This window comes from Prosthecobacter fluviatilis, from assembly GCF_055388355.1.
On record NZ_AP043782.1, the window covers coordinates 4,165,212 to 4,177,364 of the forward strand.

11 protein-coding genes are annotated in these 12,153 nt (G+C 61.3%); 4 read left to right on the plus strand and 7 right to left on the minus strand.

The window, feature by feature from the left end; translation table 11 throughout:
* Positions 1-34: 34 nt before the first annotated feature.
* Together ACZ5WW_RS16345 and ACZ5WW_RS16350 are read left to right on the plus strand one after the other, a co-directional pair.
* Positions 35-280: a ribbon-helix-helix domain-containing protein gene (locus ACZ5WW_RS16345; RefSeq protein WP_377166337.1), complete on the plus strand. Its 246-nt coding sequence runs from the start codon at positions 35-37 to the stop codon at positions 278-280.
* Positions 281-349: 69 nt separating this feature from the next.
* Entirely contained in the window at positions 350-586 is a 237-nt protein-coding gene (locus tag ACZ5WW_RS16350; RefSeq protein WP_464694256.1) for a type II toxin-antitoxin system RelE/ParE family toxin, read from the plus strand.
* A 37-nt stretch (positions 587-623) separates the two neighbouring features.
* On the opposite strand, the gene ACZ5WW_RS16355 is transcribed toward ACZ5WW_RS16350, so the two are convergent.
* The 3 genes from ACZ5WW_RS16355 to mutS form a co-directional block, all read right to left on the minus strand.
* Positions 624-1,793, minus strand: coding sequence for a serine hydrolase domain-containing protein (locus ACZ5WW_RS16355; RefSeq protein WP_377166333.1), 1,170 nt, complete (start codon positions 1,791-1,793; stop codon positions 624-626).
* 167 nt (positions 1,794-1,960) lie between these two features.
* A complete protein-coding gene (locus ACZ5WW_RS16360) occupies positions 1,961-2,938 on the minus strand; it encodes a leucine-rich repeat domain-containing protein (RefSeq protein WP_377166331.1) in 978 nt (325 codons plus the stop codon).
* A 27-nt stretch (positions 2,939-2,965) separates the two neighbouring features.
* Entirely contained in the window at positions 2,966-5,467 is a 2,502-nt protein-coding gene (mutS, locus tag ACZ5WW_RS16365) for a DNA mismatch repair protein MutS (protein ID WP_377166329.1), read from the minus strand.
* 103 nt (positions 5,468-5,570) lie between these two features.
* On the opposite strand from mutS, the gene ACZ5WW_RS16370 reads away from it, so the two are divergent.
* Together ACZ5WW_RS16370 and ACZ5WW_RS16375 are read left to right on the plus strand one after the other, a co-directional pair.
* Positions 5,571-6,692: a metallophosphoesterase family protein gene (locus tag ACZ5WW_RS16370; protein ID WP_377166327.1), complete on the plus strand. Its 1,122-nt coding sequence runs from the start codon at positions 5,571-5,573 to the stop codon at positions 6,690-6,692.
* Positions 6,693-6,742: 50 nt separating this feature from the next.
* Entirely contained in the window at positions 6,743-7,105 is a 363-nt protein-coding gene (locus ACZ5WW_RS16375) for a hypothetical protein (protein WP_377166325.1), read from the plus strand.
* A gap of 10 nt (positions 7,106-7,115) precedes the next feature.
* Here ACZ5WW_RS16375 and ACZ5WW_RS16380 read toward each other — a convergent pair whose 3' ends face one another.
* From ACZ5WW_RS16380 to ACZ5WW_RS16395, 4 genes are read right to left on the minus strand one after another with little or no spacing between them, the layout of a single operon-like run.
* Positions 7,116-8,051 (minus strand): alpha/beta hydrolase fold domain-containing protein, encoded by a 936-nt coding sequence (locus ACZ5WW_RS16380; RefSeq protein WP_377166323.1) that lies wholly within the window; start codon positions 8,049-8,051, stop codon positions 7,116-7,118.
* 38 nt (positions 8,052-8,089) lie between these two features.
* Entirely contained in the window at positions 8,090-8,980 is an 891-nt protein-coding gene (locus ACZ5WW_RS16385; RefSeq protein ID WP_377166321.1) for a hypothetical protein, read from the minus strand.
* A gap of 5 nt (positions 8,981-8,985) precedes the next feature.
* Positions 8,986-10,980: an SUMF1/EgtB/PvdO family nonheme iron enzyme gene (locus tag ACZ5WW_RS16390; RefSeq protein WP_377166319.1), complete on the minus strand. Its 1,995-nt coding sequence runs from the start codon at positions 10,978-10,980 to the stop codon at positions 8,986-8,988.
* A 19-nt stretch (positions 10,981-10,999) separates the two neighbouring features.
* Positions 11,000-11,887 (minus strand): hypothetical protein, encoded by an 888-nt coding sequence (locus ACZ5WW_RS16395; protein WP_464694161.1) that lies wholly within the window; start codon positions 11,885-11,887, stop codon positions 11,000-11,002.
* Positions 11,888-12,153: the final 266 nt, after the last annotated feature.

Here is a 12,153-nt window from a genome sequence, read left to right on the forward strand (position 1 = left end):
TGCATCTCGGAAGCCAGATGTTAACTTTGCCACCATGACCATCACCCTACCACCGGCTTTGGATGCTCTTCTAGCCAGGAAGCTGGCCACAGGGAAGTATGAGGATGCGGGAGATGTTGTACGCGAGGCACTGCGGCAGATGGATTCGCGTGAAACAGCGCTTGAGATCCTGCGCCAGGAGGCTGCGGTGGGCTTTGACCAACTGGATCAAGGAGACTCCCTTGAAATGGATCGTGAAGCCTTTATGAACCACTTTCGCAGCCGCAGGCAGGCTGCATGATCTTCCGTCTGGCCCACGCAGCCATCGGAGACCTTGAGGCCATCGATGACTATACCATTCGCGCTTGGGATGCTGAGCAGGCAGACCCGTTATCTGGCCATGCTATGGGAGACCTTTGAGAACATCGCCGCCGACCCGGCCCGCTGGCGTCGTCGTCCCGAGCTTCATCCAGACTGTCGTGTTTGCCTGGCTGGCAGGCATGCCATCCTGTTCCGCGTGAAGAACGACCAAGTGGAGATCGCCCGTGTGCTGCATGACGCGATGGATTTTAAACGTCATGCGCAAGGACTGTTTGAAGAGAGCTGACCATTGAACTCAGCATCTTAGAGGTGATGAGTCTTCTTCACTTTCCCAGCGCCTTCGCCGCCGCGTTTTGAAACGCCTCGCGCACGGGGCTGGCGTCGCTGTTGGGGAAGTTGGCGCGTTGCACGATCAGTACGTAGATCACCTCCTTCTTCGGGTCGATCCAGGCCTGCGTGCCCCAGGCGCCGCCGTGGCCGAAGGTGCCGGGAGAAAGCATGGTGGCCAGGCCTTCATGCGGTTCCTTCAGCACGCAGGTGCCGATGCCCCAGCCGTAGTTTTTGCCGTGGCTGCCAAACTCGGGCTTCTGGAAGAAGCCGCAGGGCAGATCGCCCGTGTGCACCGATGAGAGAATCTTCACCGCCTCGGGGCTCAGGATGCGTTTGCCCTCCAGCGTGCCGCCATTGAGAAGCATCCGGCAGAAGCGGGTGTAATCTTTCGCGCAGGAATACAGGCCGCCATTGCCCTGCGGCGGGCGGCCGCGTTTGCCGAAGTCGGCACGTGGCGGCACGGCCTCCAGCTTGCCGGTTTCCTTGTTCTTCGCGTAGCCGGTGGCAACGGTGCTCCACTGCGCATCCGTGGGATAAAAGGTGGTGTTCTTCATGCCGAGCGGATCAAACAGGCGCTTCTGCAAAAACTCGTCGAACGTCATCCCGCTGATCACCTCCACGATGCGTGATGCGGCATTGATGCCGGACTGGCAGTACTGCCATTTTTCGCCGGGCTCAAACTGCATCGGCGTCGCCAGCCAGATGGGCACCAGATCCGCCAGCGTGTGCGCTTCGTCTGCCTTCGGCCCCTTCGCCTCACCGAGGCCCGAGGTGTGCGTCAGAATTTGCGTGATGGTGAGATTCGCCGACTTGCCCGAAGGCGTCTTCAGCGCGGCAAATTCCGGCAGATACTTCGCCACCGGGTCCGCGATGTTCAGCTTCCCCTCATCCTGCAGCATCATGATCGCCGTGCCCGTGATCGGCTTGGTCATCGAGGCGATCCAGCCCATCGAGTCCACGCTCATGGCCTTCTGCTTTTCGATGTCCGCCATGCCGTTCGCTTCCAGGTGCAGCACCCCATCCTTCTTCGCCACCACCGTCACCGCCCCCGCCACCTCACCCTTGGCGATCATCTTCTGCATCGCCTCGCCAATGCCAGGAAGTTTGGGTGTATCCGCGAAGGCGAGTGACGAGAGGAGGAAAGGAAGGAGAAGCGTACGCATGGTGGTGGGGCAGTTAAACGGAGCGGCGGCAGCAATGTTGCTGGGGGTTTCCGCTCCATGCCCTGCCCAGACTCTCCCGCTTCAGCACTTGCCAATGTAAAGAGATCAAGTGCGAGATGTTCAACCACTTCTGGCAAGCAGTCTGGTGAATGCCTCATCCACGTAACTCAGAATTCTCTCAAATTTAGTTGCGGGTAGGTGACGTCTGGAAGTTCCGTCATCTCGGCAACGGCCAACTTCTTTTTCCTTGATTTGAATCCTGAAGTGAGACGCTGGAGCGCGGGATGGCCGACTAGACAGCGATAATCGTCCACAGTCAGCTGATCCATGGCCGAAAGATGCACTTCAGCCAGCCCGCTTGCCGCTGCCAGCCAAGAGAGCGATGTAAGCCCCTTCATCTGATCCATCCGAACCCGGCGAAGTTTGGTTTGTTTTTTGAGTGGTGGAATGTCCCTGACCTGAATCTGCCCTCCTATCTCCAATTGCTGAAGCGGCACCAGTTCCGCCAGCCAGTCGAGACTCGACAAACCGCGAATCCGCCACAAAAAGACATCTTCAAGCCTTGGCAGCCCTCCCAGCACGCTAAGGTCCGAGTTGCTTCCGTGGTAGACGCTGATTTTTTTCAGGCCTTTGAGGCTGCCAAGAATGGCGATATCTGGCAAGGTACTCGTGTTCAGCAGCAGGCTCTCCAGTTTGCCCAGCCCGGCCAGCACCTCCATATCGGCCAGCGTGCCCGTCACCTGAAGATCTTTGAGATTCTTCAGCCGTTTGACCAGGCCAAGGCTGAGCTTAGAGTTGTTCACGCTCAGGGTCAGCTTTTCCAGATCGTCTGGGAGGTGGTCCAGTTCTTCCAAGCCCGTTGCTTTCGCATACCAATGACTGTGTAGACATACTTCATGGATGTTGGAGAAAAATTTCAAGAAGCAGAGGTCCAGTCTTACGCCCTGCCTCACGCTGTAGACTATAGTTACATTTTTATACCTGGCTGCGCACTCGGCCAGTTTCTGCCAGTCGCAGTCCGTGACTTCTCCTTTGACTATTAAGCGCAGGAGCTCCCCGCCAGGAGCCTCCAATTTGCACGGTGGCAGCGGAGATGCGACGTCTGTGATGACATCGTAGAGATAGGTTATGGATTCTGTGCTCATGGTCAAAAAGCCAGAAATGGCATCCTACTACCCAAACAACACCATCTGCCCCTTGTCCTCATCACTCACTACCTTCTTCCTCGTCTTGGCAGGCACGCTGGTGGCGACGGGGACTTCCTTCACGCTCTCCGCAGGCTGATGCCCCGCCTCAAGCTGCTGCAGCACCTCCTTGGCGCGGTCGATGACATTCTCCGGCAGCCCCGCGAGTCTCGCCACCTGGATGCCGTAGCTTTTTTCGGCGGAGCCGGGGAGGATCTTGTGGAGGAAGATGATCTGGTGGTTCCACTCTTTGACGGCCACGTTGTAGTTCTTTACGGCGCTGCGGCTTTGGGCCAGGGCGGTGATCTCGTGGTAGTGGGTGGCAAAGAGGGTGCGGGCGCCCACTTTGTCGTGCAGATGCTCGGCCACGCTCCAGGCGATGCTGAGGCCGTCGAAGGTGGAGGTGCCGCGGCCGATCTCGTCGAGGATGACGAGGCTGCGCTCGGTGGCGTTGTTGAGGATGAGCGCGGTCTCGTTCATCTCCACCATGAAGGTGCTCTGCCCGCGTGCGATGTCGTCGCTGGCGCCGATGCGGGTGAAGATGCGGTCCACCAGGCCCACCTCGGCGCTGTGCACTGGCAGATAGCTGCCGATTTGCGCCATGAGCGTGAGCAGCGCCGTCATGCGCAGGTAGGTGCTCTTACCGGCCATGTTTGGCCCGGTGATGAGGATGAGGCGGCTCTCCTCGGGCTCAAGCGTGATGTCATTCGGCACGAAGCGCTCGCCGCTGGTGAGGTTCTGGTCCAGCACCGGGTGGCGGCCTTCGCGGATGAAGAGGTTGCGCGTCTCGTTGAGGACGGGGCGGGTGTAGTTGAAGAGGCGCGCGGTTTCAGCAAGCGAGCCCAGCGCATCGAGAATGGCGATGGTCTCGGCGGTTTCCTGAATGTGTGCCAGATGCTCCAGCACACGGCCGCGCAGCGCGAGGAACTCCTCGTACTCCAGCGCCTTGCTGCGCTCCTCGCTGCCGAGGATCTTGTCTTCCATGCGCTTGAGCTCATCGGTGATGTAGCGTTCGCCGTTCACCGTCGTCTGCTTGCGGTGGTAGTCCGGCGGCACGCTGCCCACGTTGGCCTTGGTGATCTCGATGAAGTAGCCGAAGACGGCGTTGTATTTGATCTTGAGGCTCTTGATGCCGGTGCGCTCGATCTCGCGGTTTTGCAGGTCGGCGATCCACTGGCGGCCGAGGGTGGAGGCATTGCGCAGTTCATCCAGTGCGGGCAGCCAGCCCTCGCGGAAGACACCGCCCTCCTTGATCTGCATCGGCGGCTCATCCGCAATGGCACGCTGGATTTCCTGGGAGATGGCGGTGAGGTCGTGCAGGCGCTCCAGCAGCAGGTTGAAACCGGGGCTGCCAAAGGTCTCCAGCGCGGTGCGCAGGGCGGGCACGACTTCGAGAGAAGAGGCCAGCATGAGGAGATCGCGGCCATTGCCGCTGCCCTGGCTGAGGCGGGAGCTGGTGCGCTCGAGGTCGCGCACTTCTTTGAGCAGGGTGCGGATCTGGCTGAAGATGACGGACTCATCCAGCAGCGCGGCGATCATGTCCTGCCGCTGCGTCAAGGTATCGAGATCCCGCAGCGGATGCAGCACCCAGTGGCGGAGCTTGCGAGCGCCCATGGGCGTGCAGGTGCGGTCCAGTGCGCTGAGCAGCGTGTGCGAGCTGCCACCGCGTGCCGTCACCAGTTCCAGATGGCTCTGGCTGGCGGCGTCGATCAGCACCACATCGCTCGTCTGCGCATGGCGCATGCGCTGGATGTGCTCCACACTGCGGCGTAGCTGAAACTGCAGGTATTGCAGGATGCAGCCTGCAGCGCAGATGGCGGCGCTGAGTCCCTGGCAGCCGAAGCCATCCAGAGACTGCACTTTGAAATGCTGCGTGAGGCTGTGCTGTGCCTGATCCAAGAGGAAAAGATAACCTTCCACGGATTGCGCGCAGGCCGGGCTGCCGAGAGCGTCGATGAGTTCACGCTGGTCCTCGCTGTAGAGAAGCTCGCTGGCCTGCAGGCGCTCCAGTTCATCGACAAGCTCCGTGGTGTCCTTGAACTCGGCCACTTCAAACTCACCCGTGGTGTGGTCCACATAGGCGAGGCCGAGTTTTTTCCCCTCGCGAAACACGGCGGCGAGGTAGTTCGCACGATTTGAGTCGAGCAGGTTCAGGTCGTTGATCGTGCCTGCGCTGAGGATCTGCGAGACGGCACGCTCCACGATCTTTCCGGGCACGGGATCGGTGGTCTGCTCGGCGATGGCCACGCGCTTGCCCGCCTTGATGAGCTTGGCGATGTAGCCTTGTGACGAATGATGCGGCACGCCGCACATCGGCACGCCGTTGCGCTTGGTCAGGGCGACGTTGAGGATGGGGGAGGCGGTCTTGGCGTCCTCAAAGAAGAGCTCGTAAAAGTCCCCCAGGCGGAAGAAGAGCAGCACATCCTCTGGCAGCTCGCGCCGGATGGCGAGGTACTGCTTCATCATGGGAGTGGTGCTGGCGTCAGACATGGGCGGTGGCAAGGAGTCGAGAGGTTGGACGGGAGGTCAAGATGGAGCAATGACGAATGACGATTTCAGCAGGACGAAAGGCCGTGGCCGCGTTTGATGGGGCATGACCATCCGCCGCCGATTTTTGCAGACCTGCAGCGCCGCTGCCCTGCCGGCCTCCCTTTTGCCCGCCGCGCAGGCTGCGAGCCCGTTTTCCTTCATCCTCCTGGGAGATCTGCACTACGACAGCCTTTCCCATCATGACCTGAAATGGCTGGACGAGCATCACGCAGGCGATCTGAGCCAGATCAAAAACTACTCCCGCCTCACCACCGAGACGATGCCGGGTCTGTTTGCTGCGGTGAAGCAACGCATCGCCGCGCTGAAGGACAGCGCCGCACCGCCTGCCTTTGTGCTGCAGGTGGGAGATCTGGTGGAGGGCCTGTGCGGAAGTACGGAGCTCTCCGTGCGGCAGAACCGCGAGGCGCTGGCCTTTGTGGCGCAGCAGCAGCTCGGCGTGCCGTTTGTTTTCACCAAAGGGAACCACGATGTGACCGGCGACGGCGCGGTGGAGGCCTTCGATGAAGTGCTGCGCCCTTTCATGGAGCAGGAGACGCACAAGGTGGATGCCGCCGCCGCACGCACCCAGGCCAGCCACACGATGACCTGCGGCGAGGCGCAGTTCGCCTTCTTTGACGCCTACGACAAAGCCAGCCTGGAGTGGCTGGAGGCCGTGGCAGCCCGGCGCACGGCACGGCATTTCTTTGTGATCATCCATCCGCCCGTGGTGCCCTATGGCGCGCGTGCTTCATGGCATCTCTATGCCGGGGAAAAGCTCAAGGCGCAGCGCGAGAAACTGCTGGAGGTGCTGGGCCGTCAGGAGGCCATGGTGCTGGGCGGGCACCTGCACAAATACAGCGCGCTCACCCGCATGGCCGGGGGCCATAGCTTCACGCAGCTCGCCGTCAGCAGCGTGGTGTCCGCCTTGAACCAAAAGCCGAAGGATGTGCTGCATGGCATGGACTCCTACACCGGAGATCAGGTGAACCTGGAGCCCAAGCACGCACCCGAGACCGCACAGGCACGCCGGGACATCTATGCCGCCGAGCGCAAGGTCGTCACCGCCTTTGATTACGCAGACACAGCGGGCTATGCCGTCGTGACCGTCAATGGCGCGCAGGTGGAGGCAGCCGTGCATGCAGGCACGCAGGCCGAGGCCTTTCAGACGATGAAGATTTCTGTGTGAAGAAGTGTGTGCTTGATCCGCTGCCGCATGCTTGCCAAAATTAAAACACCATGACCCAACCCCAACGCGAAGCCCTGTTTGATCTGCTGACCCTGTCCATCTACGCGGACGCCCACATCTCGCTGACCGAGGAGCGCCTGCTGGAGTCCGCCTTCATCGCCGAAGGCTGGGACTCCGAGTACCCCAAGAGCCTTTTCATCGACGAATCCTTCGCCCGTGCCCGTGAGATGGCCGAGAGCGACGACTCGATGTTTGACTACATCAATGAACGCGCCCAGGCCTTCACCACCAAGAGCGCGCAGAAAGAGGCTCTCGGTGTGGTGAAAAACATCCTCAAAGGTGACGGCGAGACGCCGGAGGAAAACGAGTTCTACAGCCTCCTGGTGCAGGCGCTGCCGAAGGTGGGGAAGTAAGCTCCAACGCTTACTTCAGCGCCGGCTCGCCCAGGTGCTTTTTGAAGAAGGCCGTGGCGATGTCCACCGTCTCTGCACACCACGGATCTTTCATCCAGAAGGGGTGAGGTGCATCCTTGAGCGTGTGCACGGCGGTCTCGATGCCCAAGGCCTTGAGCTTTTCCATCATCTCCGCGCGGCCCACTTTGAGCGTGTCCTTTTCACCTTCGATGTAGATCGTAGGTGGCACACCGGCGCGCACGTGATTGATGGGAGATGCCTCCTTGTACACCTCCGGTTTCTCCAGCGCATTACCGCCAAAGAAGAGGATCGCGCTCTCGTTCTTCTGGAAGTAGTTCGAGTCCACCAGGTTCTGCGTGGCCGCCATGACGATGCAGGCCTTCACCGCGCTGGACTGGTCCTTGAAGGGGCCTTCGCCTTCAAACTCCGCCAACCCGGTCGTCATCGCCGTCAGGCCGGAGAGATGCCCGCCAGCGGAGCCGCCCATGCAGCCGATGCGCTCGGGATCGATCTTCAGTTCTTTGGCGTGTGCCCGCAGGCAGCGCAGGGCTGCCTTGCAGTCATGCAGTGCGGCAGGGTACCTGGCCTGGGTGGAGAGGCGGTAGCTGACCAGTGCGGTGACAAAGCCCCGCTGTGCCAGGCGCTCCATCATCGGCTTGTCGGCCTCCACCTGGCGTGCCTTCCAGCCGCCGCCGTGGATGTCGAGGATGCAGGGCCAGGTGCCTTGGGCGTCCGGCACATAGACATACAGCTCCACGGTGTGCTCCGGGTACTTCGCCACCTCCAGCGTCTTCAGCGTAAAGCCCACAGGTGTCTCCGGTTTGAGGGCCTTCGACTTGGGGCCGCTGGCGACGGCGTTCGGCTTAGCCTCCTGCTTGGGGTCGGCGGCCCGCAGAAAGTTCAGCGAGAGGAAAAGAGCCAGGCAGAGCGGGAAGCGAAAATGCATGAACATGCATAACGCCCTTCCAGTGCATGACCCTAACGCTATTTTTTCGCTTTTGGCAGCGTGCCCATCACGCTCGGGCGTTCGGAGGCTTTGCGGATGGCTTTCTTTGCCGGAGGCGGTGCGCCGGGGTCAAAAGACTGTCCCCCGATCACGGCTGCCCCGCTGTTGGTCATGACCAGCGAGGGGCGGTTGCCTTCCGGGTCACGGTAATAGGTGCGCTGGTGGATCTTGCCGTCCGGATTGACGACCACGTGGCAGAACACATGCGGCATGGCCAGAAACAGGACATGCAGCTTGTTATGCACGTCGATGCTGATCTGCGGCTGCACCGCCATCATGGCAGGACCAAGCAGGAACGTGGCGATGTAGGCTCCGCTGCGGTCATCGGTGAGGCGGCAGTAAAGCTGCAGATCATCGAGCTCACGGAAGAGAATTACCTGGTAGCGGCGCTGGCGCCCTGCGTTGGGGAACCCCTGTGGCACACCGAACGGCTGGTCAAACATGTTTGGCTTGGAGTCTGTGATGGTCATGCGCACCTTGTTCGACATGAAGAACTGGCCGGAAAGCGGATGCAGCACGTTGGCAAGGATGGTGAAGGTGCCCAGGCTGGCGGTGGAGTAGCCCCCGGAGATTTCCACAGTGTGCTTTGTCGTGCCGCCCGCAGGCAGGGTGATGGCTTCCTCAGAACCAATCGTGACAGGGGCGAGCCGCTGCCCGGTGGACTGGGTGATCTCAAACTGCAGCCAGTCACGCGCACCATGACCGCCGACGATCACATCGCCCCCCGAACGGTTTGTGACGCTCACGACGGCCACGACCGGCTCGCCGGTGAGAAACTGGTTCTTCAAAAGGGTGAGATTCGTCACGTACTGGGCACGCGCATGGCTGCAGCACAGGCAGAGGAAGATCAGCAAAAAGATGCGGTTCATAGGCTTCAATGATTGTTTTTGGCTGGAGAAATGGTGCTGGAGGCAGGAGCTGTGCTGGTGGCGGTGCGGAAGCCACGTGCCAGTGTAGCCTCGTTTGCGGATTCAGGAAAGCGTCTGTCGGTGAGCAGCTGGTCGTTGCTCTTCAGGCCAAAGTGTCCGCCACGCACGACGGGCACCTTGATGTCGATATAGTCCGGGTGCGAGGGCCACTCGCCGGCCTGTGTCTCGCCAGCGGTCCATTCGCTGACGTTGCCAGCCATGTCGCACACGCCATAGGGGCTGACGTCCTGTGTTTCGCGGGTGATCGGTGCCCAGAGATTGTAGCCGTCGATCTTGCCGCCCTTTCCTTTGGGGGAGGCGTCGTAGTCGTCTCCCAGATTTGCGGCCTTGCTGTTGGGCTGGTTGCCCCAGGGGTAGATGAGGCCATGCTCACCCCGTGCCGCCTTTTCCCATTCCTGCTCGGTCGGCAGCCGCTGGCCGTTCCATTTGGCAAAGGCGTAGGCGTCCCACCAGTCCACCTGCGACACGGGAGTGTTCAGCGTGATGCTCTCACCGTTGAAGGTGGTGCCCGCTTTGGCTGCGGCGTAGTACTGGCCCCACTTCACCGGTTCATGGCTGGTTTTGGTCTTGGGCTGCAGCGAGTGGTCAAAGGCGTCTGCCTTCGTGGTTTTCAAGGCCTTCAGGAAATTGGCATACTGGCCGATGGTGACTTCATGCTTGCTGATCCAAAACTCCGGCAGCTTCACCTTTTCATTTTTTTGGTACACGAAGGTGCCTGCAGGGATGCGCACCATTTCGATGGGGAGTGCAGACGCATTGGCGGCCCGTGGTGCATGGCTGCCGTTCATCATCGCGCCCAGTGCCGCCACGACGACGAGAATGACCACTGTCACCGCCCAGACCCACCAGGGCTTCTGACCGTTGACGTTCACCGGCAGAGTCTCAGCCTCGATCTTGCGCACGATGCTGCGCTCGCGCATGTCATCACGCACATCATCCAGAGCGTTCAGCAGGCCGTTCCAGTCGTGGTTGGCGGCCGCCAGCGTCTGCAGCAGGCCGCGGGCCTTGCCCTCGGCTGCCACGGGGCGCATCAGGTCGAGAAACGACTTCACATCCGCCTGGGCATCCCTCTTTTTTGGCACGGCGGGACGGAAGAAATTCACAATGCTCGACTGGTGGTCTGCGTCGATGTAAATGTCCCGCGGCGAGATGCTGCGGTAGTGGTAGCCGCGCTCCGTGGCAAACTGCATGGCCTCCGCCACCCCGAACAAAACCTCCGCCAGCCGGCGCTCGCTGAGCATTTCATCCGTCAGCTCGATTTCCGACAGGCTCCGCCCGCGTGGCAGCTCGCGCGTGTAAAAGAGCCATCCGTTTGTTTCTCCCGCCTCATACAGCGGGGCGATGCGCGGATGCATCAGCGAGGCTTTCACACGCTCACGCTCTTTGAATTTGGCCACCACGTCCGGCTGCTTCAGGTACTCCGGTTTCAGCAGCACCAGCGCCACCGGGCGCTGTACCGTGATCTGCAGCGCACGGTAGGTTTCCGACTCGCGTTCGATGTAAAGCCGTTCCAGCACCTGGTAGTTTCCCAGCACCGTCCCGGGCACCATGACCGGCGGCGGCTCATTCGACTCCACCGGCAGCGATAGCAGCGCGCGCACACGCTCCAGCAGTTTCTCCGGCGTGTAGGGGGCGTCTTTGAGCACGAGCCCGTCGGCTATCTGGTCCTCAAACCCCGTCAGATCATAGCGCGTGCTGAAAAGCACACGCGTTTGCGGAAAGCGCGCACGCACCGTGTCGCGCAGCGCGAAGCCGGTCTCCTGCGTTTCAAAAATCGCCTCGGTCACCAGGATGTCCAGAGAGTCGGCTTTTGCGACCCATTCGGCTGCGAGTGCGGGGGTGGGAAAATCGACCACCGTGTAGCCGGGGAGGTTGTCCCTCAGCCAGGTGGCTCGTGTGCCGCGCAAGGCGGTACTGGAATCGACAAACAAAAGAGTCATGTGGGCATGTCAGTGGCGATCATCGTCCCATCGGTGGGAGCAGCGGATTGACACCTGCAGGAGCAGTGCCAGGGGTCGATCCGTACTCCAGGAGATCGCGGGGCTCGGCAGCCACATCCTGGAGTTTGTTGTTGTAGTAGAGCCGGAGCATGTAGCCGTAGTATGTGCGGCGTCCATGCTGCTGGATTTCGGCGGCAGAGAGTGCGGGCAGGTGGTAAACGACGTCCAGGATCTCTTCCCCCGTGCCGTTCCAGTCCACCGGAGCGGACTGCCAGGATTCGACGGGTTCAGGCGCCACCGTCAGGGCCACTTTCTCGTTGTTGACGCGGTCAAAGAAGAAAACCTCGAGGTTCAGCGCCTGAGAATTGATGGGTTGGTTTCCCACCCGGGAAATGGGCACGCGCAGCACATAGCGCTCCCCCGAGGGGACCCGGAAATCGCGTACAGCCTGGCAGGCCCCCAGGCGGAGGACCTTTTCGCTGTCAGCTCCGGATGCAGGCATGGCAGGCGTCGCCGCCCCTGCCGAACCCGCGCCAAGCCGCCTTGAGGCAAGCTCAAAATAGATGCCCGCTTTCGTGGCTCCGAGGAGCTGGATGCGGCGCCAGGCGTCCGTGGCCTTGGCCATGATCCCCATCTGTTCATACGTCTCCGCCATCTCGGCAATGATCGCCGGATGGTCAGGGGTCAGCTCGTCCGCTTTGCGCAGCAGCTCCAAGGTGCCCTGCATGTCGCTCAGGCCACGGAGGTCTTTCGCCGCAGTGACCACGTAGTTGACGTCGCGCAGCAGTGCCGTGGCGGCGTCCGGCTTTGAGTTGGGTCCGGGCGGGGCGGTGGTCTTGAATCCAGCACCAGCCGGGCCGGTGGCTGCGGGCGGTGCGGAAGTCTGAGCAGGGGGCTTTCCTGTCATGGGCTGCACAGGCGCAGCTGAGATCAGTGGCGGAGGGGGGGCCGGCGGAGTCTGGGGGGCATACGTGGGCGCGGGCATCGGCACCTCAGATCCCGGCCTGCTGAAAGAACCAATCGGTGGCGGAGCCGTGGATACGATGGGCGCAGATACAGGCGCAGGCATGAGCGAACCTGGCAGCGGCGGAGCAGTGGCAGTGGAGGGCAGGGCTATCTGGCCGATTTCCGGCACCATGCTGGGCACCGCCGTGATAGGCGGGTTTTCTACTG

Bases quoted from the DNA above. Each gene is read 5' to 3' on its own strand.
- ACZ5WW_RS16355 (WP_377166333.1), bottom strand. From the start codon at position 1,793: ATGCGTACGCTTCTCCTTCCTTTCCTCCTCTCGTCACTCGCCTTCGCG.
- ACZ5WW_RS16380 (WP_377166323.1), bottom strand. From the start codon at position 8,051: ATGCATTTTCGCTTCCCGCTCTGCCTGGCTCTTTTCCTCTCGCTGAAC.
- ACZ5WW_RS16385 (WP_377166321.1), bottom strand. From the start codon at position 8,980: ATGAACCGCATCTTTTTGCTGATCTTCCTCTGCCTGTGCTGCAGCCAT.
- ACZ5WW_RS16390 (WP_377166319.1), bottom strand. From the start codon at position 10,980: ATGACTCTTTTGTTTGTCGATTCCAGTACCGCCTTGCGCGGCACACGA.
- ACZ5WW_RS16345 (WP_377166337.1), top strand. From the start codon at position 35: ATGACCATCACCCTACCACCGGCTTTGGATGCTCTTCTAGCCAGGAAG.
- ACZ5WW_RS16395 (WP_464694161.1), bottom strand. From the start codon at position 11,887: ATGACAGGAAAGCCCCCTGCTCAGACTTCCGCACCGCCCGCAGCCACC.
- ACZ5WW_RS16350 (WP_464694256.1), top strand. From the start codon at position 350: ATGCTGAGCAGGCAGACCCGTTATCTGGCCATGCTATGGGAGACCTTT.
- ACZ5WW_RS16375 (WP_377166325.1), top strand. From the start codon at position 6,743: ATGACCCAACCCCAACGCGAAGCCCTGTTTGATCTGCTGACCCTGTCC.
- ACZ5WW_RS16360 (WP_377166331.1), bottom strand. From the start codon at position 2,938: ATGAGCACAGAATCCATAACCTATCTCTACGATGTCATCACAGACGTC.
- ACZ5WW_RS16370 (WP_377166327.1), top strand. From the start codon at position 5,571: ATGACCATCCGCCGCCGATTTTTGCAGACCTGCAGCGCCGCTGCCCTG.
- mutS (WP_377166329.1), bottom strand. From the start codon at position 5,467: ATGTCTGACGCCAGCACCACTCCCATGATGAAGCAGTACCTCGCCATC.